The sequence below is a fragment of the Achromobacter marplatensis genome (assembly GCF_049060505.1).
Lineage (GTDB): Bacteria > Pseudomonadota > Gammaproteobacteria > Burkholderiales > Burkholderiaceae_B > Achromobacter > Achromobacter marplatensis_A.
The window spans coordinates 338377-360500 of record NZ_JBMGRB010000003.1 but is presented as its reverse complement, the minus strand read 5'-3'; the positions used below and the strand labels follow the sequence as shown (position 1 = coordinate 360500).

27 protein-coding genes are annotated in these 22124 nt (G+C 64.6%); 20 read left to right on the top strand and 7 right to left on the bottom strand.

Annotated elements, in window-relative coordinates; genetic code table 11:
* Positions 1-3 precede the first annotated feature (3 nt).
* The 13 genes from ACI0FO_RS09905 (at position 4) to ACI0FO_RS09845 (ending at position 10528) form a co-directional block, all read left to right on the top strand.
* Positions 4-432: a phage structural protein gene (locus ACI0FO_RS09905; protein WP_416026228.1), complete on the top strand. Its 429-nt coding sequence runs from the start codon at positions 4-6 to the stop codon at positions 430-432.
* Positions 432-917, top strand: a complete 486-nt coding sequence (locus ACI0FO_RS09900; RefSeq protein WP_416026226.1) for a phage tail assembly chaperone — start codon at positions 432-434, stop codon at positions 915-917. Before ACI0FO_RS09905 ends, ACI0FO_RS09900 begins: the two co-directional genes overlap by 1 nt.
* Positions 914-1063 carry a hypothetical protein gene (locus ACI0FO_RS09895; protein ID WP_416026224.1) on the top strand — a complete coding sequence of 50 codons (150 nt, stop codon included), beginning with the start codon at positions 914-916 and terminating at the stop codon, positions 1061-1063. Before ACI0FO_RS09900 ends, ACI0FO_RS09895 begins: the two co-directional genes overlap by 4 nt.
* Positions 1064-1065: 2 nt before the next feature.
* Positions 1066-3204, top strand: a complete 2139-nt coding sequence (locus tag ACI0FO_RS09890; protein WP_416026222.1) for a tape measure protein — start codon at positions 1066-1068, stop codon at positions 3202-3204.
* 8 nt (positions 3205-3212) lie between these two features.
* The gene (locus tag ACI0FO_RS09885; RefSeq protein ID WP_416026221.1) at positions 3213-3821 is read left to right on the top strand and encodes a phage baseplate protein; all 609 of its coding nucleotides are present in this window, start codon (positions 3213-3215) and stop codon (positions 3819-3821) included.
* Positions 3818-4150: a phage baseplate plug family protein gene (locus ACI0FO_RS09880; protein WP_416026219.1), complete on the top strand. Its 333-nt coding sequence runs from the start codon at positions 3818-3820 to the stop codon at positions 4148-4150. The genes ACI0FO_RS09885 and ACI0FO_RS09880 overlap by 4 nt, the downstream gene beginning before the upstream one ends.
* The gene (locus tag ACI0FO_RS09875; protein WP_416026218.1) at positions 4137-5072 is read left to right on the top strand and encodes a phage protein; all 936 of its coding nucleotides are present in this window, start codon (positions 4137-4139) and stop codon (positions 5070-5072) included. The genes ACI0FO_RS09880 and ACI0FO_RS09875 overlap by 14 nt, the downstream gene beginning before the upstream one ends.
* Entirely contained in the window at positions 5069-5764 is a 696-nt protein-coding gene (locus ACI0FO_RS09870; RefSeq protein WP_416026216.1) for a Gp138 family membrane-puncturing spike protein, read from the top strand. The genes ACI0FO_RS09875 and ACI0FO_RS09870 overlap by 4 nt, the downstream gene beginning before the upstream one ends.
* Positions 5764-6132, top strand: a complete 369-nt coding sequence (locus tag ACI0FO_RS09865; RefSeq protein WP_416026214.1) for a hypothetical protein — start codon at positions 5764-5766, stop codon at positions 6130-6132. Before ACI0FO_RS09870 ends, ACI0FO_RS09865 begins: the two co-directional genes overlap by 1 nt.
* Positions 6133-6155: 23 nt before the next feature.
* Positions 6156-7607, top strand: a complete 1452-nt coding sequence (locus tag ACI0FO_RS09860; RefSeq protein WP_416026212.1) for a hypothetical protein — start codon at positions 6156-6158, stop codon at positions 7605-7607.
* Positions 7607-8272 (top strand): DUF2612 domain-containing protein, encoded by a 666-nt coding sequence (locus tag ACI0FO_RS09855; protein WP_416026210.1) that lies wholly within the window; start codon positions 7607-7609, stop codon positions 8270-8272. Before ACI0FO_RS09860 ends, ACI0FO_RS09855 begins: the two co-directional genes overlap by 1 nt.
* A complete protein-coding gene (locus ACI0FO_RS09850; protein ID WP_416026208.1) occupies positions 8272-9693 on the top strand; it encodes a hypothetical protein in 1422 nt (473 codons plus the stop codon). Before ACI0FO_RS09855 ends, ACI0FO_RS09850 begins: the two co-directional genes overlap by 1 nt.
* A gap of 478 nt (positions 9694-10171) precedes the next feature.
* Entirely contained in the window at positions 10172-10528 is a 357-nt protein-coding gene (locus ACI0FO_RS09845; protein WP_416026206.1) for a phage tail protein, read from the top strand.
* A gap of 3 nt (positions 10529-10531) precedes the next feature.
* On the opposite strand, the gene ACI0FO_RS09840 is transcribed toward ACI0FO_RS09845, so the two are convergent.
* Positions 10532-11554, bottom strand: coding sequence for a tyrosine-type recombinase/integrase (locus ACI0FO_RS09840; protein ID WP_416026204.1), 1023 nt, complete (start codon positions 11552-11554; stop codon positions 10532-10534).
* A 124-nt stretch (positions 11555-11678) separates the two neighbouring features.
* Between ACI0FO_RS09840 and ACI0FO_RS09835 the strand changes: the two genes are divergently transcribed.
* The 5 genes from ACI0FO_RS09835 (at position 11679) to ACI0FO_RS09815 (ending at position 15280) form a co-directional block, all read left to right on the top strand.
* Positions 11679-12134 (top strand): hypothetical protein, encoded by a 456-nt coding sequence (locus ACI0FO_RS09835; protein ID WP_416026202.1) that lies wholly within the window; start codon positions 11679-11681, stop codon positions 12132-12134.
* Entirely contained in the window at positions 12124-12618 is a 495-nt protein-coding gene (locus ACI0FO_RS09830) for a hypothetical protein (protein WP_416026200.1), read from the top strand. The genes ACI0FO_RS09835 and ACI0FO_RS09830 overlap by 11 nt, the downstream gene beginning before the upstream one ends.
* Entirely contained in the window at positions 12602-12868 is a 267-nt protein-coding gene (locus ACI0FO_RS09825; RefSeq protein WP_416026198.1) for a hypothetical protein, read from the top strand. The genes ACI0FO_RS09830 and ACI0FO_RS09825 overlap by 17 nt, the downstream gene beginning before the upstream one ends.
* A gap of 222 nt (positions 12869-13090) precedes the next feature.
* Positions 13091-13555: a carboxymuconolactone decarboxylase family protein gene (locus ACI0FO_RS09820; protein ID WP_416026196.1), complete on the top strand. Its 465-nt coding sequence runs from the start codon at positions 13091-13093 to the stop codon at positions 13553-13555.
* A 162-nt stretch (positions 13556-13717) separates the two neighbouring features.
* Positions 13718-15280, top strand: a complete 1563-nt coding sequence (locus ACI0FO_RS09815; protein ID WP_416026194.1) for a sensor domain-containing diguanylate cyclase — start codon at positions 13718-13720, stop codon at positions 15278-15280.
* A gap of 14 nt (positions 15281-15294) precedes the next feature.
* Here ACI0FO_RS09815 and ACI0FO_RS09810 read toward each other — a convergent pair whose 3' ends face one another.
* From ACI0FO_RS09810 to ACI0FO_RS09790, 5 genes are all read right to left on the bottom strand, one after another.
* Positions 15295-16959, bottom strand: coding sequence for a hypothetical protein (locus tag ACI0FO_RS09810; RefSeq protein ID WP_416026193.1), 1665 nt, complete (start codon positions 16957-16959; stop codon positions 15295-15297).
* Between the two features lie 9 nt (positions 16960-16968).
* A complete protein-coding gene (locus ACI0FO_RS09805; RefSeq protein ID WP_416026607.1) occupies positions 16969-17958 on the bottom strand; it encodes a DUF4105 domain-containing protein in 990 nt (329 codons plus the stop codon).
* A 34-nt stretch (positions 17959-17992) separates the two neighbouring features.
* Positions 17993-18610 carry a YiiX family permuted papain-like enzyme gene (locus ACI0FO_RS09800; protein WP_416026191.1) on the bottom strand — a complete coding sequence of 206 codons (618 nt, stop codon included), beginning with the start codon at positions 18608-18610 and terminating at the stop codon, positions 17993-17995.
* Positions 18607-18774, bottom strand: coding sequence for a hypothetical protein (locus ACI0FO_RS09795; protein WP_416026189.1), 168 nt, complete (start codon positions 18772-18774; stop codon positions 18607-18609). Before ACI0FO_RS09795 ends, ACI0FO_RS09800 begins: the two co-directional genes overlap by 4 nt.
* A 244-nt stretch (positions 18775-19018) precedes the next feature.
* Entirely contained in the window at positions 19019-19705 is a 687-nt protein-coding gene (locus ACI0FO_RS09790; RefSeq protein WP_416026187.1) for a DUF3313 domain-containing protein, read from the bottom strand.
* 231 nt (positions 19706-19936) lie between these two features.
* On the opposite strand from ACI0FO_RS09790, the gene ACI0FO_RS09785 reads away from it, so the two are divergent.
* Together ACI0FO_RS09785 and ACI0FO_RS09780 are read left to right on the top strand one after the other, a co-directional pair.
* On the top strand, positions 19937-20131 hold the full coding sequence (locus ACI0FO_RS09785; protein WP_169272268.1) for a hypothetical protein: 195 nt from the start codon (positions 19937-19939) through the stop codon (positions 20129-20131).
* 121 nt (positions 20132-20252) lie between these two features.
* On the top strand, positions 20253-20885 hold the full coding sequence (locus ACI0FO_RS09780) for an FMN-binding negative transcriptional regulator (RefSeq protein WP_416026185.1): 633 nt from the start codon (positions 20253-20255) through the stop codon (positions 20883-20885).
* On the opposite strand, the gene ACI0FO_RS09775 is transcribed toward ACI0FO_RS09780, so the two are convergent.
* A complete protein-coding gene (locus ACI0FO_RS09775; RefSeq protein WP_416026183.1) occupies positions 20845-22116 on the bottom strand; it encodes an MFS transporter in 1272 nt (423 codons plus the stop codon). The two genes, ACI0FO_RS09780 and ACI0FO_RS09775, sit on opposite strands and share 41 nt — an antisense overlap.
* Positions 22117-22124: the final 8 nt, after the last annotated feature.

Sequence of the window (22124 nt, the reverse complement as noted above, 5' to 3'; positions counted from 1 at the left end):
TCCATGTCCGTCAAAACCTACGCACCCAATCAGGTGAAGATCGTGATGGGCGCGTTGCCCATCTCAGGCCTGGCCGAAGACACCTTTGTCACCGTGGCTGAAATCGGCGAAGGCATTGCCTCCGTCGTCGGCGTCGATGGCGAGGTGGCGCGTTCCATGTCGCGCGATTCGCGCCTGCGCATCACCTTGACGCTGATGCAAACCAGCGCCAGCAACGCCGCGCTGACCGCGCTTCACCAGGCCGACCGCGCCACCGATGGCAACGGCGCCGTGCCGATTTCCGTGACTGACTTGCGCGGTACGTCGCTGCACGCCTCGGACTCGGCGTGGATCGTCAAGACGCCCGATGCGGGTTACGGCGCCAAGGTCGGCAACCGCGAGTGGTCGATCGAAACGGGCCCCGCCATCAACGTCATCGGAGGCAACACCTGATGAGCGCCGTCAAGGAAGTGGCCATTGGTTCAACGGTCTTCCGGATTTCCCGGTTCGATCCGTTTCGTCAGTTGAAGTTGCTGGGCGACCTGCAAAAGGAAGTGCTGCCCGCAGCGGGGTCGATGCTGACCGCCGTGTTCGGTGGCGAGGGCGCGGCGCTGGACCGGGACGAAAAGGCGATGCAGCATGCCTTGCGCGAACTGTCGGCCAAGCTGGGCGGCGACGCCCTGGCTAATTGGGCCGAACGCCTGATCGACGCCGAACTCGTCAGCTTCGAACTCGATGGCCGGGAGGCCCAGAAGCTGACGCCCGCGCATCGCGCCTTGGCGTTCGCCGACTACGCCGAAATCCTGGAGCTTCTGTTCCACATCCTCGAGCACAACTTCGCCGGCCCTTTGGTGCGTTGGGTCGGCCGCTTTGGTCCGGCCCGCGCGAAGTTGGCGAGCCTGTCGGTCGGTTCGACGCAGGCCTCGAACGAGAGTTGATCATCTGGCGGCCCATCCTGGCCCGCCACGTCAGTCTGGACGCCGTTAAGCGCGGCGATATCGACCTTCTGGACATCCTGAAGCTGAACGCGCTGATGGATGCCCAGGAGGCGGCCAGGACTGCGGCAGAACGAAAGGCGAGGTAACGATGACCGTTGTACGAGAACTGGTGACGCTGCTGCGGTATCAGGTGGATGATTCCGGCTTGAAAGTGTACGGGCAGGCGTTCGAAGGGACGCTGGCCGGCATGACCCGGGCCAGCGTTCGGGCAGGCGCGGCCATGCGCGAGGCATTCTCGAACGTGCTGTCCAGTGTGCAGAACCTGCGGAAAACCGCGGATATCCCGCTCAAACGGATCTTGAGCGATATCGACGCCTGGGCCCTTACCGAGGGGCGCCTGCGCTTAGCGGTAGGGGATGACACCCAATACGCGCAGGCGGACCGCGATGTCGCCCGTGTTTCTCGCGCGAGCCGCTCGTCGTATGCGGAGAACGCGGGCAACTACGCACGCACGCGGCAGGCGCTGGAGGACCAGGGCCGGCCCACGCAGGACGCGGCCGGAGTCACGGAAGCCTTGGCGCTGAGCATGACCCTGTCGCGCACGCCGTCCGAGGATCGTGGCGGCGTTGTCGCCTCGTTGCTGAAGATGATCGAGCAGGGCAGACTTGGCCTGGAGGAATACAACACTTTGCCGCGGCGCATGCAGGATGCGCTGGCCGCCGGGCTGAATGTCGATCGCAGTCAGCTGCGCGAGCAAGTGCAGGGCGGCCAGGTCACGGCCGACCGCGCATTGCCCGCGCTGCAATCGGAATTGCCCAGGATGCGTGCGGAAGCCGAGAACGCGCCCGCATCCATCGCGGGGGCAATGACGGTCTTCAACGACGCCATGCAGCGCTACTTTGGCGAGACGCTTCCCGGTGGCCGCATTGCGCTACAGGCGGTGACGGGTGCCATCCAGTACCTGGCGGACAACATCGATACCGTGGTCAAACTGCTTGCATTGGCGGGGGCGAGCACGGCGCTGGTGTCCTTGGGGAACGGACTCCGGCAGGCCACCGTTCTTTCGGGCGGGTTGATCCCGTCGCTGCTTGGGGCCGCGCGGGCGGCCTTGGGGCTGGACGCCGCCATGTCGATGCGTCGCGGCCCGGCGGGCGCGATGCAGATGTTGTCGCTATGGTCGCGGTCGGTGGCGCCGATGCTGCGCATGGCGGCCGTGTTGAGCACGATCTATCTGATTGGCCAGGATATCGCCAATTGGCTTGGAGGCGGCGATTCAGTGCTGGGAGGCTGGATCGGCGGGGTGGAGCAGTGGCAGGAAGAGCTTGATGCCGTGTCCGCCGTGATCGCTTATGTGAAGGACCTGCTGCTAGGCGCGGGCACGGCGTTGGGCCCTTGGATCACGCAGTTCGGGACCATCGCGGTGATGGCTTTCGGCCTGTGGCAGGTTCTTTCCCCGATCGGCAATGTGATCCTGTGGTTGGCGAAAACTGCGTTGCCGATGCTGGGGAACGCGTTCATGTACCTGGCGACGTCCATTGTGCCCACGTTGTGGAACGCATTCGCGATGACGCCTGTCGGCCGGATCATTTCGGCGATCAGCCTGCTTGCGCTGGCGCTGTGGCAAATCTGGGAAAACTGGGATGTGATCAAAGCGTACATCTCGGCGACCTGGGACGAGCTGATGGCGATGGCGAACGACTCGTTCCTGGGGCCGGTGTTGGGATACATCAAGGCGATCTGGGCATTCTGGGAGGGACTCGTCAAGGGCGTCGTCGCGGTCTTCACTGGCGATTGGGATGGCGCAATTGCGCACTGGCGCGGCGCGTTCGAAGGCCTTTGGTCATTTTTTTCGGGGATGGGCGGCCGGATGGTCGCCACGGTCAAAGAGATCGGCAGCGCGATCGAGACCTGGGTGCTGAATAAGCTCAAGGTAGCGAAAACCTGGTTCCAGGACTTGTTGCCCGACTGGATGAAGTCCGACGAGAACGCCTCGGTGATGGATGCGCCGGGCGCTCAGGGCGACAGGCCCCCCGCATGGCTTGGCGTGGTGGGCAGCCTGCAAGTGCCGTCGATTTCACCCGCCACCGCGATTGGCGCCGGATCGAATGCCGGCCGCGCGCCGCTCACGTATCAGAACCGTAATGACATCGTCGTCAATGTGACGGGATTGGACTCTCCGATGGTACGCAGCGCGGTGCTGCAGGGCGTGGATGAGGGATCGCGACGCGGCACCGAAGGCCTCTTCCAGAGATATGACGTCATGCCGCCCGTCGAGTCGAACAGCTAGGAGCAATGATGAACTTTGTTTCCATGATCTTTGGATGGAATGGCGGCAGCAGTATTGGCACGGTGGCGCTTGATGCGCTGTTAAGCGAGAAGACGACGCTCAATAGCCGGGCGACGTCATACGCGGTGGAAGACGGCCCGCCGGTGACGGACCATGTGGTCCAGGAGTCGGAACAATTGACGTTGGACGGATGGGTGACTGCGGCCGACATTACGTTGCTGGGCGGCATGAGGCAGCGGGACGGTGGTTTGGGCGGCGGGTCGTCCGGCGCTGGCCGGTCGAAACTGATCGGCGCCAAAGATGCGTTGCGCAAGGTTCACGCCGATCGGCTGCCCGTCAGCATTGCGACCGGCATGGACGTGTATGTGGACTTCGTGATGGAGAACTGCTCAATCGGCCGCAGCAATGGCGGCGGTGACCGGTTCGAAATTTCCGCAAGCTTCAAGCGAATCCGGAAAGTCACGCTTCGCCAGGCGGACATTCCGCCGGAGAAGACCGCCGGCAGCGCCACCGGCAAAGCCGGCGCGACCCGGACCAACGCCGGAAAGACGAATGGCGCCCCGGTCGATCCGAAGCAGCGCGGCGGCGTCTTCAACACGCCAGGAGTCGGGCCATGATCCAGATCCCCGTCCCGGACGTGAATGACAGCCTGACCGAGGTCGACCTGGATGGCGTGACCTACTTCTTGCGCTTGTCCTGGAACAGTGAAGCCGAGCTCTGGGCGTTGTCGATCGAGAACGCCTATAACGCGCTGGTCGTGGCCGGCATCGCGGTCGTGCCGGGTTCGCCGTTGCTGGCGGGATACCGGCATCTGACGGTGCCCGCCGGTGAACTGATCGCGTTGGCGCCGGACCGCCGTGATGCGATCAGCCGCGGCGCGCTGCCGTCGGGCGAAGTCGCCTTGATCTACGTTGATGCCCAGGAGGTGGCCGATGGCCAGGTTTGACCGGGTCTACCGGCTTCTCATCGGTAAGGGCGGCGGCCAGGGGCTGGAAGTTGTTCCGCCTTTGCGCATCACTTTCGACATCGCCAAGCAGGCCAATGAAGAGCCGAACGACATCAAGATCACCTTGTACAACCTGGCGGCAGATACCCGCCGTGCGCTGGAAGAACCCGGCTTGCGCTGCGTTCTGTATGCGGGCTATGCGGAAGAGGGCGGTCCCTTGCTGATGGCGTCAGGCAGCGTGGTGTTTGCCTACACCCGGTTCGAACAGCCGGACGTGGTGACCGAACTGACGGTCAAGGACGGCTACACCGAAGTACGCGATACGGCGGTGTCGATTGGCCTTGGCGCCGGCGCTCGGGCCAGCGTCATCATCCGCGATATCGCACGCCAGATGGGCTTGCCGCTGGTGATGGCCGATGACGTGCCCGACCGGCGCTGGGAGCAGGGTTTCTCGTTCTATGGCGCGGCCCGCACCGCGCTGCACAAGGTGACGCAGGGCACGGGCCTGGAATGGTCGATCCAGAATCAGCAGCTACAAGTCGTCCAACGGCTGGGCACCACGCGGCGGCAGGCTGTTGTGCTTGCCGTGGATACCGGACTGTTGGGCCGTCCGGAGCGTACCCGCGAGGCGGCTACCGAGAAGGCGCAATCGAAAGGGGTCGGAAAAGGCGGCGGGAGCGGCCCGGCCCCCGCCGCCAGGCCGGCCAGTGGACGCCAGCAGCGCGACGGTTGGAAAGTGAAGTCGCTGTTGTTGCCGACGGTCAGTCCAGGCGACCTGGTCAAGCTCGAGAGCCGGACGGTCGACGTGTTTCAGCGTGTCGAGACCGTTAACCACAAGGGCGATAGCGAAGGCGGCGATTGGCAGACGGAATTGGGCCTGGTCGACCGCAGTGCACCGCCGAAGAAAAAGGAGCCTAAATGAGCAATGCAGTCACCCTGATCCGCCATATCATCGCGACCGAACTGGCGGACATCTACACCACGCTTCCCGGCGAAGTCGTGGCCTACGACGGCACGTTCGTGACCGCGAGGCCAGCGTTGGCCAAGCGGCTGGCCAATGGCGAAGTGCTGCCGGCGCCGCAGGTGGTGCGCGTACCGGTGTGCTGGCCCGTGGGCGACGTGCACGGCGCGCAGGCGTTGATCTCGGTGCCCTTGAAGGCCGGCGACGCGATCAAACTGTCGTTCTCCGCCCGCGCCTTGGAAAACTGGCTGGCGGGCGACAACGGCCCGCCGGACGACCCCCGGCAGTTCGATCTGTCCGACGCCTTCGCGTCGCCGTTGCTGCGGCCGGGAACGATGGCCGCCGATACGCAGAACGTCAGCATCCAGTACGGCCCGGGAATGCTGAAGCTATCGCCGGCGGGCGATCTGACGTTTCAAGTCAAGACCTGGACCGTGCAGGCTGAACACGCGACGTTCAACACGCCGGTGACGATCAATGGGCCGCTTACCTACACGCAAGGCATGGCGGGCGAAGGCGGTGAAGGCGACGCGTCGATGCGGATCCGGGGCGGCGTGGCCTACGAAGGCGGCGCCATCACCCACAACGGCAAGGACATTGGCGACACCCACCGCCACGCCTATGCCGGCGGCATCACGGAGAGCCCTGTCTGATGACTCTTGACCTTGCTTTATCCGCCGACCACGACCTGGACCTGGACCTTCTTGGCCGTGCCGCGTTCGTCGACGGCGCCGACCGTATCGCGCAGCAGATCAAAACCACGTTGCTGGCCTTTCTGGGCGAGTGGTTTCTGGATACCTCGTTTGGCGTGCCGTACTTCGAGGACGTTCTGGTGAAGTCGCCCGATCGTGCCAGCATCGAAGCCATCTTCCGCGCCCGGATCCGTGCCGTGCCTGGCGTGGTCCGCGTGCGCGGACTGGAGCTCCAGGTGGAACGCCAGTTACGCGTGTTGCGCGTCGCGTATGACGTCGACACGGCTGCGGGACGACTCGAACGCGTCGTCGAGCTGCGCAAGTCCTAATCCCTACTTTTCTTGAGGTACTTATGGCCTACGGTGTCACACCGGACGGGTTTGTGCGCCCGCGCCTGCCCGAAATCCGCCAGGAGATCGTGGCGGACCTGCGCGCCCGCATGCAATCTGCCGGCTTCAACGGTGCGGTGGAAACCCGCCCGGACAGCATTACCGGTTTGTTGATCGATACCTTCGCGGAGCGCGAGGCGACCTTGTGGGAGCAAGCGGAGGGCGTCTACTACGCGATGTACCCCGGGTCGGCAACGGGCGTGTCGTTGGATCGTGCGGTGTCTTTCACCGGCGTATCGCGTTACCGCGATGAACCGTCGCGGGCCTACGTGGTGCTGTATGGAACAGAAGGCGCGACGGTGCCGGCGGGCGCCCAGGTGCGGCACCGCGTCAGCCAGAACTTGTGGGTCGTGGAAAGCGCTACGCAGATCGTGGCGCGCGCGGCGGCCGATGTGGTCCTGCGGCCCGCCGTCGCCCCGTTGACGGTGTATAGCGTGTCGATCGATGGCGCCGTCTATACCTACACGAGCGGCGTGACGGCGAACTTGCCGCAGGTTCTGGCGGGGTTGGTGGCGGCCTTGACGCCTGGCGGGTTCCAGGTGTCGAGCGACGGCGCGTCCGTGCGGATTCACACGGATGGGCGCAAGGCGGCGGCCTTTGCGTGGTCCGCCAGCCTGTCGCTGGTCCGTCTGGGTTCGCCAGGCCTGGCCGTGACGTCGGACGCGTCGGCGGAAGGCGCGGCGGTCGGGGACCTGAACGGCATCGTTACCCAGGTCGATGGCTGGGATGCGGTCGACAACCTGCAGGCGGGTGTGGCGGGGCGGCTTGCGGAGAGCGCGGCGGAATTGCGTGCGCGATATCCGACAGGTCTGTTCCGGCTGGGGGCTGCAACGCTGCCCAGCATCGCGCCCAATGTGCGCGACCGCGTGGCTGGCGTCCGGACGGTCAAGGTGTTCATGAACAGCGCCGACACGCCGGATACGCTGGGCCGTCCGCCTCATAGCGTGCATGTGGTCGCCGATGGCGGCCTGGATGACGAGGTGGCCGACGCCATCTTCCGGGTGGTGGCAGCCGGCATCGACACCTATGGCCAGCAGCAGGTGACGCTTAAGGACGCGGAAGGCGCGGATCAGGTTATCCGCTTTGACCGGCCGGAACGCGTCTACCTGTGGGTGCGCTGCGCCACCACACTGTTGCCGCCGTCGGAGCAGGCGTTTCCGCCCGACGGGTTCCAGCGGATCGCCGAGAGCCTGGCGTCGGTGGGCGAGGCGTCCGCCATTGGCGAGGATGTCATCCTGCAACGGCTCTACGGCGCGATCTTCCGTACACCTGGGCTGGCCTCGGTGGATCTGAAGCTGGCGTTCTCGGCCAACCCGTCGTTCACGCCGGCCCCGGCCGACTATCGCGCCGCCAACGTGGCGATCCAGGACTTCCAGGTCGCGGCTTTCGACCTGTCCCGCATCGAGGTGACCTGATGGACCTTACGCAAGATCATGGGCAGATCGCATGGAGCCATTGGCTGGGGCAGTTCCAAGGAAAACGGCGGCTGGAGGCGTTGGTCAAGGCGCTGCTGAAGCCGGCCGATGGCCTGCAGGGCGCGCTGCGCGCGCTGTACGAAGATCGCTGGCTGGATACGGCCATCGGCAGGCAGCTGGACGGCATCGGCGAGATCGTCGGCCTGCCCCGGGTGATCGACGAAGCGATCTACATCCGCTTCTTCGGCTTCCAGGGGCAACCCAATGTCGGCGGCTTCGGCGACGCCCGCTTCCGGCGCGCCTACGAAAGGCCGGTAGCCGGCTCGACGACGCTGTTCGATGCCGAATACCGCAAGCTGCTGTACTGGAAGATCGCCCTGAACAGCGGGCACGGCACGGCGCCGGAGATCGCAAGTTCGCTCAAGCCTATTTTCGAGGTCAAGCGCGTCATCGTGCAGAACGCCGGCAACGCGAAGATCCGTATCTGGGTCAGCCGGATTCCGGGCCCTAATGACCCCCTCATGGCATCCCCCTACAAGTGGGTCCCGCAAGCCGCCGGTGTCGGCGTGCAACTCATCACCGGCTCGACCGAGAAACCATTCGGTTTCCGCGGGCAAGGTTTCTTTGGCTTTGGCGTCGGCGTGCTGGCGCGAGGTATCTACTAATGGCAGACCCTACTTTCTTCGATCTCTTCAAATCCACCTGGGCGCAAAACGGCCTGACCGAAGGTATCACCGACCTGCAATACAAGACGGGCTGGTCGTTCATCGGTTCCGTTCCGCCTTCGGTCGAACAGTTCAACAAGGTTCAGCAGACGACTGATGAACGGCTGGCGTGGATCTACAAGCAATTGGATGGGCTGGCGGCGGTGACGGGTCGGCCGTTGTCCGCCAACGGCTTGGACGCGCTCAGCTACGCACAGCAGAATTTGAACGCGGGCAACTTGAAGACGGGTACGGTGTCCGTGGCGCGGGGAGGGACCGGGCTGGACACCGTAGCCGCCGGCTCCTTTCTGATGGGGGCAGACAACGGACCGCTGGTTTCGCGCACGCCAGGGGAGGTGTTTACGGACATCGGTGTTGCCAAGGCCCTTGACGACACCCTGAAGGCCGTCGGCCTTGGAGGAGTGTCCGACGAGCCCGCCGTCGTCGACCTGGACGACCCGACGCTGGTCTCCGGTCTCTACTGCCCGAAAGGCACGCCGGGACCAGGAAATTGGGTCGGCAACGGGTTCATCCTTCACAAGGTGTACGGGACAGCGGGGTTTCAGCTGGCCAACCAGGTTGGCAGCGGTGTTCTCCAATTCCGGGAGCGTTCGGGCAACGCTTGGTCGACACCGATCACGCTCGCCAATCTTAATAGTCCTTCGTTCACCGGCACGCCGCGGGCCGAGACGCCCGCCGCCGGTGATAAAAGCACCCGCCTGGCCACGACCGCCTATATCGAAGGTAGTTTCCCCCGGATTTATTCCATCGCGTCGCTGCCTTCCACGAACGTCGGCCCCATCCTCGTGGCGGAGGCCGCGGAAGTATGGATCTGGGTGTCCACGGCCTTCTTCACCGGCTACCGGTCGCCGCTTTGCGGCCGGGCGCTGGACGGGCATACAGCGGCGCCCCTTGCCAGCGAGGTGGACGCCGTGGGCGGACTACTTTCCAAATCCGCTTACGCCGGGCTTTGGGGATACGCACAGGAGCAGGGCTTGGCCAAAACGGAGGCGGTCTGGTCAGCGAACCGCGGTGCGCACTGGTTCTCGGACTATTCGGCAACCCAGTTCCGGGTGCCGGATTTGCGCGATATGTTCCGTCGCTTCACCGGAACTGACGCTGACACTGCAAATGCGAGGGACATGGGTAGCCGTCAAACTGCGGCCACCGGCCCGGTTGATCTGACCGTTTGGACAGCAGCTCGCGGTGGCGGCGCCCTCAATGTCTTGTCGCCGGCGCGATTGGCGGTTGCCGGTGTAACGGAGAACACGGGCAGCTATGCCGGCTACGGTCAAGATCTGTACCTGGGGCGCGGAGTAGGCGGCGTCGGCGCTGAATCCCGCCCCACGAACGTCGCATATCGCCCCCGCGTCCATACCTAAATCACGCGTGAATTCGAGGGTGATAAGCCGTGTTCACAGGGCGAGTTTCGGTTCCTCCGGATGTCGTCGTCAAACCCCAGCCACCAGTCGCTGCCGAGCTTGCAACGTCAACCAGGCCCCCCGCGCCAACCGCGATAGAACGGGACGAGAGCTGATGACTGTGTGCGAGATAGGCATGCGACTGACGGCTCGCTATCGCTCTCGCATTTGCAGTGACACAGTCGCTACGCATGGATACGGGGATGGTAGGCAACGCTCTTCGGCGCAGTCTCAGCACCGGCCGCGCCGGCTGTCGAGACATTGCCCGTGTACGCGTCCGTAGGGTTGATGTTCGCGGAGTATGGAACATACGAATAACCGCCGGTCGATCCGTTGGTAAAGGTGATGGCGTGTTGATGGTCGCGAACCGTGTCTCGTTTGAACGAGCCTAGGGGCCGCGCATTTGCAGTGCAAATTTCATTTCAAAGGAGAAAGCAGCATGAAGAAGGACGTTTTTCAGACCGGTGACCACGGGCTGTATCTTTACGCTTCCGTTGCGAACGAGTTGGCGCTCTCGCCCGGCGCGTTCAATATTCCCTATGGCGCATACGAAGATGCACCACCTGCGCCGATCACGGGAAAATGGCCGCGCCGGGTCGGTGATGCCTGGGTCATGGTCGACGACTATCGCACCACGCCGTTATGGGTGGTGGAGACTGGCACGCCGTATTCAATCGGTGCCGAGCATGATGGCGCCGGCGGCAAAGTCAGCTACCCGGGCTGGGGCGCGCTGCCGGCATGGCTGACCGCGGACGAGCCGCCGCGACCGGCCGAACGCGATTCGGACGCGACTTAGGATCTACGCCGCCAGGGGCAGCGCCTCTGACTCGATATCGCGTTCACGGCGCATTTCTTCCAGTTGGCGCCGCCCCAGTGGGCTGCGCACCAGCTTCTGTGCCAACTCTCGACCGTGCGGATGGTAGTAGCGCAGCAGCATCCGGGTGTCCACGTTGCCGTTGACCTTGGCCAACTCATGAATCTGGAACACCGTAGCAAGCTGCGATGTGCCTTCATGTCTCAGATCATGAAACCGCAGGTCGCGGAAATACGCAGCGTTTGGCCGGCGGCCATAGTGGCGGCACATGCCCTCGTAGTGCTGGCGGGCACGTCGGCGCGCACGGATAAAGGCGCGCGTGACCGAGCCGGGCTGCATTTTGAAGATGCGGCCCCTCAGGGGCTTGCCCGTGACCCAGCGGCGCAGCGCCTCGCGCGCGCGCGGAGTCAGCGGAACGTTTCGCGCGCGCCCGTTTTTTGTATGCGGAAGGTGCACCACGCCGTGCATCAGGTCAAGGTTCTCGCGCAGGATACCGACCACCTCGGACCTGCGCATGCCGGTTTCTTTGGCGATCGTGAGGATGGTGGGTAGCTCGGCCGACCGGGTGGCGCGGATGATCCATTCCAGCTCCTTACGGGGGCAGTCGTCGTCGGAGACGCCACGCAACGTGATGCGGTCGAACAGCCGACGATCGCGCGCGTCGTCCACCGCAGGGCGGCGCACCAGCTGCACCGGATTGGCTAGCTGGTCGAAGCCCCAGTCTTTCCGGATCACCGTGTAGACATGCGACAAGAACGCCATCCGCCGCACCACGGTGGCGGGCGCTCGGTCTTTGAGCCACTCGTCGCGCAGCTCGGTTAAATCCGAGCTGCGAATCCGGTCAACGGGCCGGATAGCCAGGCGCGTAGCGCGCCAGACGCGTGCGATGGACTGTTCTGCCGCATGGCCCTTCTTTGTGGACGACACCTCGGCCAGATAGCGCGTCAGCGCTTCAGCCAGGGTGGGCGTGGACTTGCGGCGGGGCTGACGGCGGGACCAGGGTTTCATGGATAAAAGCCCGAGTTGTAGCGCACATCCGATTTTTGTGCTTTTCACTTTGCCCCCATGTGCGGGCTTTTTTTCGTCCTTACAGGAGGCAATCCTGCAGACCCTTCACAGGAGCAACCCCATTATGGAACCCGGTTCTACAGGCCTGGGAGGCCTGGCGGCCTTGAAGGTCGCCATGGCGTACGGCATCCCCGCGGCGATCACGGCCATGCTCGGCCTGCTGATCATGCCTCCGCGCACTGTCAGGGAATTCATCGTGCGCACGGTGTCCACCGTCGCGTGTTCTTTCCTGTTCGGGCCGGCCCTGGCCGCTTCCGTCATCGCCTGGAAGCCCGCCCTGATGGAGGCCATGACCTGGCTGGCGCACCACGGCGCCGGCAGTGATGATGCGTTGCTGGCCAAGTTCTACGTGCTGGGCCCCAGCATGCTGCTGGCCGGCTTGCCGGCGTGGTGGGTGCTGGGGGCCTACATGCGCTGGATGGCGAGCATGCGGCAGAAGGGCGTGCTGGCATGGTTTGCCGAAGTGCGCGCCAAAGTATGGGGCTTGAGCCAGGATGGGGAAGACAAGCATGGATCTTGACGCGATCACGCGGACCGTCATCAGGCCGGCGCTGGCGCTGCTGCCCGCCCGGATGGACGCGCCGGAGGCTCATGTCATGCTGCTAGCGATTGGCCTGCAGGAAAGCCGATTCCTGCACCGCCGCCAGATCGGCGGCCCCGCGCGCGGATTCTGGCAGTTCGAGCAGGGCGGCGGCGTGCGGGGCGTGCTGGCGCATCCGGCTAGCCGGGACACGGCGCAGCAGGTGTGCGCGGCCTGCCGTGTCGCGCCGTCCGCGGCGGCAGTCTATCCGGTATTGGAGACCGACGATGTGCTCGCCTGCGCCTTCGCGCGCCTGCTGCTTTGGACCGATGCCAGACGCCTGCCGTCAGTGGGAGATGCTGCAGGCGCTTGGTCGCTCTATGTGCGGACGTGGCGTCCGGGCAAACCGCATCCGCGGACATGGCCTGCGCTGCACGCCCACGCGGCCGTCGCGGTGGAAGGCACGCATGCTCGCATGGCTTAAGCGCTTCCAGTCAGGTGCCATGGCCGTCTGCGGGGCGCTCATCCTGCTGGCTATGGCGTATGTGAAGGGACGCGGAGCGGGGCGCAACGCCGAACGTAAAGAGCGGGAAGACCGACTAAACGAGCAAGCCGGTCGCGCCCGCCAGGAGGTAAAACATGTGCAGGACGAGACGGCGCGCCTGGATGACGCGGCTATTGCTGATGAGCTTAAGCGTGAGTGGGTGCGCGGCGCCGGCCCGGGTCGGCGTTGAATACTGTGAGCACGCGCGGCCGGTCTATTTCGGCAATGCCGCGCAAGTCGATGCCACGCCCGCCGAGATCCGGCGGCAGATTCGGGATGCGAATGCTACCTGGCAGGCCCTGTGCGGGAAGCGGTGATGCATGGCCTAGTCGCTAATGCAGATTATGGCTCTATGGTTATGGTCCAAGAGGGCGCACGATAGCGCTTTACAACCGACCCTCCAGGACCCGCCATGACTGCCCGCCTTGATTACGCCAATGCTTCCCCAGACGGTTACAAAGCCTTTGGCGCCGTGTATGCCTACTTGCAGAAATGCGGCTTGCCGAAAATGCTGATCGACCTGGTCTATTTGCGGGTCTCGCAAATCAATGGCTGCGCCTATTGCATCGACATGCACTCCCGTGACTTGATCAAGTCGGGGCTTACCGTCGATAAGTTGGTGTTGGTGCCGGTCTGGCATGAAGCCGGGGCGGTGTTCAGTGGCCGCGAACGCGCGGCGCTGGCCTGGGCTGAAACCGTCACGCGTGTGTCTGAAACCGGCGTCCCCGACGAGGACTATGCCGCGGCGGCCGCCGAGTTCAGCGCGAAGGAGCTGGCCGACCTGACCTACGCGATCGGGCTGATGAATGCGTTCAACCGCTTGGGCGTGTCTTTCCGCGCCACCCCGGCAGCCGTCGCTACCGCGCAGAAGGCGTAACGCCCCGACGCAAGGGCTTGCGTCGACCTGTTGTTTTTTGATTCATGCTGCGTTTGTTCTGATGGATGATCCGCGCGCGGGATGCTAGAACGTATCTGACAAAAAAGTGGGCCGGATGGGATCCGGTCCGCGACATTTCGGTACGGGACATCAGGAGGCCGCTTGCGCAAGCCCAGGATCACGTTGTTGCATCTTATCGTCGCCCTGTCCGTCTTCAGCGCCACGGTGGCTTTCGCCAATGCGCTGTTTGCGGCATACAACGTGCAGAAAGAGCAGCTTGTCGCGACGACGCTGGAGGCCAACCGCGCCTATGCGGTGAAACTCGCCGAGGTGGTTGACCTGTACATCAGTTCGCTCCAACAGCAATTGAAAGCCAGTGCCCATCGGCTGCCCAGGATCATGGACAACCCCAGGGCGCTGGACGAAGAGGCCTTGCGTTTGGCCGCGCAGACGGACGGCGTCATCGCGGCGGGTATGGTGGATGCGGCTGGCAAAACGATCGGCTACGCGACGCTGCTGCCTGGCGCGCAAGGCCAGGGCGCGAACACATCCAGGATAGATCTTCGGGGCGTGGCGCAAGAGCGCAATGTGACCCCGCCCTTCCTGTCTTCGCAAGGTATCTGGACGGTCGTGCTGACGGAGCCGATCAGGGACGTGAAGGGCAAGTACCTGGGGTTTGTCGGCGCGGCGATCTATCTTCAGCGTAATACCGAACTGGACAAGCTGCTGCAGGAACACTTCTACCGCGACGGTTCCTATGTCTATGTGGTCGGCGCGGACGGCAAGATTCTGTACCACCATGAGCAGAAGTGGATCGGGACAGACCAGCGCAACAACCACGTCGTGCAGGCGTTGCTGCGTGGCGAGTCCGGCTCGATGCCGGTCACCAACAGCGTGGGTGCGGAGATGCTGGCCGGATACGCGCGCATGCGGCAGGGCGGGTGGGGCGTGGTGGTCCAGCGGCCCGTGGTGGCAACGTTGGAACCCTTGCACGGGCTGATGTGGCAAATATTCTGGTATTCGATTCCTGCCGCGATTGTCATGCTGCTGATGGTGTCCGCGATGGGGTATTGGATCGCGCGGCCGTTGGCGGTCCTGGCGCGCGCCATGAAGTCGGGCGACGACGCGCAGGCGGCGCCGTTGATCCAGTCGGCGAAGGCTAACTACTTCGAGGCGGAACAACTGCGGGAAGCGGTTGGCTTCACGATGGCGCTGCACCAGCAACAGATTGGCAAGCTGAATGCCGAAACCATGACGGACCCGTTGACGGGACTGCTGAACCGCCGGGGCGTCGCCAGCGAAATCTCGCGCTTGATGTCGACGCGTGAGCCCTTTGCGGTCCTGGCGCTGGATCTGGATCATTTCAAGCGCGTCAACGACACCTTCGGCCACGCGTCTGGCGACCAGGTGTTGATGGCGCTGGCGGATATCATGCGCGACTCGGTCAGGGCAGATGATGCTGCCTGCAGGGTTGGTGGGGAAGAATTCCTGGTCCTGATGCCCGGCGCATCCAAGGAAGCGGCCAGGGACGTCGCCGAGCGAATTTGGCAAGCGATCCAGGCGCATCGGATGCCGGGCGAGGTGGGCCACGTCACCATCTCGATCGGCACGGCGCGCTGGCCGGACGATGGGAGCGACTCGGCCACCGTCCTGAAATGCGCGGACCAGGCGCTATATCAGGCCAAGACGTCTGGCCGGAACAAGGTGGTGGCCTGGACGGTCTAGGTGGCGCGCCAGACTCAGTCCAGATCCACCATGCCAGGCATTTCCGCACGGCTGTCCGTTGCGCGGGCGCATAGCGCGCTGGCTTCCACTACCGCAACTCTGCCGTCCACGGTACCCGCCAGCAGCGTGTCGCCGGCGGCGTCCATGGCCATGATCAGGGTGGGCAAGCCGTCCAGGCGCACGCGGGCGTCCAGCCGCAGCGCACCTGTCTGTGCGTCGATCAGTTGCAGGCCGCCATCCAGGAATGCGGCCGCGATCAGGTTGGCCTCGGGCAAGTGGACAATGGCGCTGGCCGATGCGCGCGTGGGCAGACGCCAACGTTCACGATTGCGATCCAGCGGCTTGCGGTAGACAAAGCCGGCGTAGGCGCTGTCGACAGTGGGCGAGTAGTGTTTGCCGCTGATGATCACGCCTGCGCCCAGGGCGTCATCGACATAGCAGCCGCAAAGTTCCATAGCGTGGCTGGCGGGCGTGCTGTCGGGAGCAAGCAAGGGCCAAAGTCGGCGCACGGTCCCGTCGGTCTGGGCGATGCACAGCCATTTGCGCTCGTGCGAGCTGGCCGGCGTGCCTTGCAAGAAGAACAGCCAGGGCGCGCCGCGTATGCCGATGTAGTGGTTGAAGCAATCGAAATGTCCCAGATCAAGACGCCATTCCTGGCCCGAAACCAGGTCCACCAGCACATCCTGGGCGCGCGTGCGCGCCAGCTGAAAGCGGTTCTGACGGCCTAGCAGCGCGCCTTGCGGCGTGGCCGAAAACGTAAGCTCGCCCTCATAGGCCCGCGTCTGGCGCAGCCCGCCGTCCGTCAATGTGTACAGCCGCGAGTCCTGTCGGCCGTAGCTGGCAGGATGATCCGTCGTCTCCACGACATGAACGTGAACACCCGCGCCACGCAAGATCTCCGCGCCGTGTCCCGGGCCGTCGTAGGCGGCGATGCGATCTCCGTTGCGATGATAGATTTCCAGCAGACAGCCGTCGTGCGCGACGGCGAAGCGGTCATGGTCTAGCCAGGCGACGTCTTTAATGGCGCCCCGGCCTGTCCAATGGCGGATGCCGAACCAGTCCATCAGGCGCGTTTCTGCTGTTTGCGATTGGGCCGGCGGTTCATCGCGGGGAGCGATGTGCGTAGGATCCAGTTCCAGGTCCGCTGGACGGAATGCGGCGCTTGATGTGTCGGGCGCCTTTGTCCGCACGACGTACAAGGTGTCGAATGCCGCGTCGGGATCGTCGGTCGGCAGCCCCCATTCCTCGTCCCATGGACGCACCCAGGCTTCTATTTGGTCTCCCGCCGCGTTGTAGCGGCACCGCACGACTTCGGGCACGTTCTTGAACGGACGGCTGCCGTGCGCCTGATGCCAATCCCAGACGACAAGATCGCCCTCGAACAGAAAGCCGCCGTCATAGCGGCCGGCGCCAATGACCAGCATCGTGCCCGTGGGGTGGAAGGCGACATCGTTGACGGGAAACCGCAGGTCGTCGAAGGCGGCGAAGGGGGCCAGGGTATCGCGGCGGTATAGCGCGACGCGATAGCGCAGCGTCCTGCCTCCGTAGGCGGCGCGCGCGCGCGGGTTGGCCAGCAACGCGAATTCCGAGACGACCGCCGCCACGTCTTGTTCCGCGTTGAAGAACAGGCCGGTGATTTTTCCGCTGCCGCGCAGCGTCGGATCCATAACTGTGGTCATCGCAGGCCTTTACAAGGCGTCGATCCCCGGCAGGCCGTGCCGGATGTCCCGCGAAAACGTCGCGCGCGTTGCGTTGGCGCGCGCACGCTCCGTGTAGCGGCCCAGCCTGCGGTATTGCCCGGCGTTGTTGGCGCCGCGCAGCACTTGCAAATCGTATAGATACTCCGGCAGATAACCCGACGCCAGCTGCCGCAAGTCCAGCGGCAGGCCCGGCACAATGCGCCGCGCCATCTGGAACACGATGGTCGTGCAGTTGGCCGTCAGCGTGTGGTAGAAGCGAGGTGTATCGCGCAGCCGGTTGGCGCTGTCCACATAAGCCAAAAACAGCGACCGCGCTGCCTCCAACGGCATGTGGACGCGGTATAGGTAGCCGTCTTCGCCGCGCACGTTGGTGCGCACGCGCAGGCTGTCTTCTTCGGTGGACGCGATAACGCTCAGTTCGTACTGTTTGAAGAAGCCGCCGATCTCCGAGAAGCGGTCGCCCTGCTTGCGCCGGATCTCTACCGAGAACACCACGTAGCGATCGTGGCCAAAGCCGAATGACACCAAGGCGTGGGCGATGGCGGGGCGGTTCCAGTAGGACAGCGCCACATCAACGGATTGCAGCTCGTCCAGCGCGTAGCGCCGGGTCTCCCAGTGGGGCGTGAAGTCGGTGCGGGTACGCCAGTCGAAGTTGCGCACGTTGTGCAGCGTGACCTGGTTGCCGTCGACCTCGCCATGCGTCTGCCGCGCAACTTCGGGTATCCAGTCGCGGTTGTTGGACGGACGCAGGGTGTGCCACCACAGCAGCAACGCGATGACGGCCACGGCAAACACGTACCCGGCCGGTTTCCAGGCGGGCCACGCCAGCGCGGCGATGGCGGCAAGCGCCGACGCCAGCCAGGCCAGCGTCAGCGCACCCCGCCCAGCGCGCGGCAAGGGGGCGCGTATCCACAGCGCCAGCGCGCCCCAGGCGGCAGTCAGCGTGATGACGATACCAATCAGGAGGGACGCGGCGATGGAGATCAAAGGCGCTCCGGGGATAGTTAACGGTTTAGCGATCGGCGACCGTTGCCAGCAGGTCCGATTCGTACATGGCCGCCGGCGATATGATCGGCTCATCCCATGGGATGTCTTTGCCGTACCGTTCCCGCATCTTGGCTTGCACGGCCGGTGAACTCAGGTCAAAGCGCTTGAGCGGCGCAAGCGCGCCGATCTCGATGCCCAGCGTGCGCTGATAGATCTTCCAGACAAGCTCGGAACAGTAGATCTTGTCGTCCGACCACGCGAACGCCAGGTCATAAGGCTTGCCCGCATAAGCGGCCCCCGCCACCGCCAGCTGTTCGCGCGCGGCCGGCGTAAGCCGCGATGCATCGCGCAGGCGCTTGACGACATAGTGGCCGCGTTCGCCCCGCGCCGCCCATTGGTCAAGCGGCGTATAGCTGACCTGCGCCGCGGCCTCCAGCACGTAGGGGCGGCCTTGACGCGTCACGATCATGCCCATGTGGCTGTAGGGGGAGTGCGTGGCTTGCTGGATGGCCAGGCTTTGCGCCGACAGGGACTGCTGGAATACCAGGTCGCCGGTTTGCACGTCGGGGGCGGCCGAGGCGGCCAGGGCTAGCGAGGACAGCGCGGCCAAGGTGGCGGCGCGTGACCAGGCCAGCAGCGTCATGAACGCACCCGGCTTGCGGCCGGCGGTTCTTTTTTGCTGCGCGGCTTCGCTGCAGGCTTTTTGGTTTCGGCGGGAGCGTCGAACTCCTGCTTGTTGCGCTCACCACGTGGGGTGTTTTCCGGATGGGGTTTGGGAAAAGCCCAGGGCTTCGTTTTCTGATCCATTGCATGTACTCCTTGCACAGGCGGAACAGTAGCATTAGCCGTGGCCGTGAGTAAGTGAGGGTTGACGTCAATATTCATCACATCGTGATTTTCAGGGGAAAAATTTCGGAAATTCGACCGCCCGCGCGTCAGGAATGTTCCCGCTTGCGGCGCATTTCTATCGGCCCCCGCAGGGCTGGCGGCGGTGGGATGCGGCGGCGCATGTTATCTCGGATCCGCCGATCGGCGCCGCCAGCCTTTCCCGTCAGGGTTTCGCGGTTTGCCAATTGCGGTCGAATTGCAGGCGGACTTGCCGCACCCAATCATCGATCGCTGCGCGCACGTCGTCCGCCGTGGGCTTCTGGTCGGGCGGAAGATTGCTGCCGGTGACGGTACCGAGCGACGCGATCAGCAGTTCGTTCGTGCTGGCGTCGCGCACCGAGGCTTCGATGAGCAGGCGGGCCGATTGATCCCGGTAACCCGCGGCCTTCGCGGTCTGGCCGATGACGTAGCCGATCGGAATGTACTCCATCGCACGGGGATCCCGATCGTTCTTGAACGTGCCCGTGATCGCCGCCTTGATGCGCAGCGCCTGCGGTGCGGGCGCCGACAGCAGTTGGTAGCCTGCTTGCGAAAATTCCCGGCGCACGGCCTCGTTCATGTAGGCCAGCACGCGTTCGCGCAGCGCCGCGTTGTCTTTGAAGTCCAGATCGTCCGGCCGGTCGCCGGCAATGTAGGTGACCGGTTCCATGACGAGCTTTTTCTCGTACACGCTGCCGATCGGCGGGCCTGGACGTATCCAGACGCGCCCGGCGCTCCAGGCCGGGTCGGCGTGAAGCTGCGCCTGGTCGCCGCCGAGCGAGGTGGAATAGTCCTGTGCGCGGGGCAGGTTGGTGCAGCCTGCCAGGGCCAGGATGGCGCAGCCGGCGGCTAAAGCCAATCGGGAAGTCATGGGTGTTCCTTTGTAGACAACGGCGGCATCCGTGCCGGCGCATGCCTGATTATCTGCCTGATCTGGCTATCGGCCTGATCCCGATGGCCGGCGCGGGATTCCGCGGGGGCGTAGCGCGAGGTTGGGTAAACCCTCTCGGAGAATGGAGCTCATCCATATTTCCTTAGCGGCGGATGTTCGCGCGTGCGCCGACAAGACTACGATGGAAGGCGTGCACATAGGGAGGAAGCTATGGACACCGCCAAGGAATGGTATGCCGCAGTCAAGGAATGGCAGCGCGCGCGCGATGAGCTCACCGCAGCGATCGCCGCGATCAAATGGCCGAATCCCACGCAAGGGTGCCTGGCCAGCTACGACCGCGCTTACGCGCTCGAAACCGAGGCCCGCGACCGCATGAACCAGGCCTATGAGCGCGTCCGACGATAGTCCTACCGCCGCTCAGGCCGCCAATAGCGCCGTGGCTCCATAAAACTGAATTCCGATGGCCCTGTGCATGGAGCCACGAAGGCGGTATGTTGTTTTTTTCCCAGCAAACAGACCGCCCATCATGTATTTGCCGTCCGCCTTTCGAGAAGATGACCTTGCCGTTCAACATGACTTCATCCGCGCCCATCCGCTAGGCGTCATCATGACCCACGGCGAGGGCGGGCTGATGGCCAACCACATCCCCTGCCTGCTCTATCCCGAAGGCCCGCATGGCGTGCTGCGTCTGCACGTGGCGCGCGCCAATCCGCAGCTGGCGCAGCTGGCCGCAGGCCAGGAATGCCTGGTGGCCTTTCATGGCGCGCAGGCCTACATCACGCCATCCTGGTACGCCACCAAGGCGGAAACGCACAAAGTCGTGCCGACATGGAATTTCGTGGCGGTGCATGTCTGGGGCACCCCGACGATCCAGGACGACCCGGCGTGGTTGCGCGCTCAGCTGGAAGCCTTGACCAATAGCCAGGAAAAGGCGCGCGCGCAGCCCTGGAGCGTGGATCAGGCGCCACCCGATTTCATAGCCGCCCAGATGCGCGCGATTATCGGCGTCGAAATCTCGATTTCCCGCATCGAAGGCAAGTGGAAGGTCAGTCAAAACCGGACAGTGGCCGACCGGCAAGGCGTGGCCGAAGGCCTGGCCAGCGAGGCGGGCGGCGCCGTCATGGCCGGGCTGGTGGCGCGGCGGGGCGGACTGGCCTGAAGGCGCTGGCGCCAAGCCCGGCGGCAAAGCAGGCGATGGCGGCGGCTTGCAGCAAGGCGGCCATCGCCAGAAAGCCCACCAACGATTGCCCCGTCGCATCCAGCACGGCGCGCAAAATCCCGAACGACGCGGGCGCGAAGGCGTAAGCGCCCTGAGACAGCGCCACGATCAGCGGCACGACGCGCGCCGCGTCTTCGCGCGCGAATTCGGTTTGCGCAATGAGGGGCGGCAACGACGTCGCGTTCCCGATGCCCGAGCCAAACAACACCACGCCTGCCCAGATGGCCCAACCATGGTGCGGCGCCATCATCAGCGTGAGCGATCCGGCGATCTGGATGGCGTAGGCCAGGCAGGCGACCTTGCGGCGGTCGGCGCCCGTGGGCATCAGCCAGCCCACCAACATGCGGCCCCCAATCGCGGCGGCCGTGGCCACGCCCATCGCGACGCCTGCCCACTGCGCGCCCAGTAAGGGCGCCAACAACGACAACAGGTGTGCGATCAGTCCAATCTGGGCAAACAGCCCCAGCGCCATGCCGCCGGACAGCGTCAGGAAGGCGCGGTCGCGCCATAGATTGCCGACGAGGGAACGCGTGGCTGGCGCTCCGGCGGCCGGCATGGCGGCGCTGTCGCCGTCGGCCAACTGCCCCAGTTGCTGTGGCGTGACGGCGAAGACCTTCTTCGACAATACGGCGATAACCGCCACCATCGCGACGCCCACCCAAAGTGCGGCCTGCGCGAATCCCGCCTGCGCGATCAGAAATACCCACAGCGGCGAAAACACGATACCGCCGACGCTGGCGCCGTTGTAGGCCATGCCCAGAGCGGCGGGCCGCCGCTTCACGAACCACGGCGCGATCAGCGCGTTGACCGCCGCCGCGCCCAACGCCACCCAGCCCATGCCGCTGATGACGGCGGCCACGTACAACTGCCACGGGGCTTGCGCCAGCGACCATCCTGCCACGCCCAGCGCCAGCAGCACGGCGCCGCTGAACGTCGTTTGCGCGACGCCTGCGCGGCGGTACAGGCGGGGCAGGTTGGCGACAACCACCGTGCCGGCCAGGAAGTGCAGTGTGACGGCGCCGGAAACCAGCGCCACGCTCCATCCGGTGCGCTGCACCACGGCATGCAGGAACACCGGCGGACCATAAAAGCCGACGCCCCAGCCAAAAACGGCAAGCGTGAACGTGGCGGCAAGGACTTTCCAGCCGAAGAAGGAGTGGGAGGTGGGCATGGGTGTGG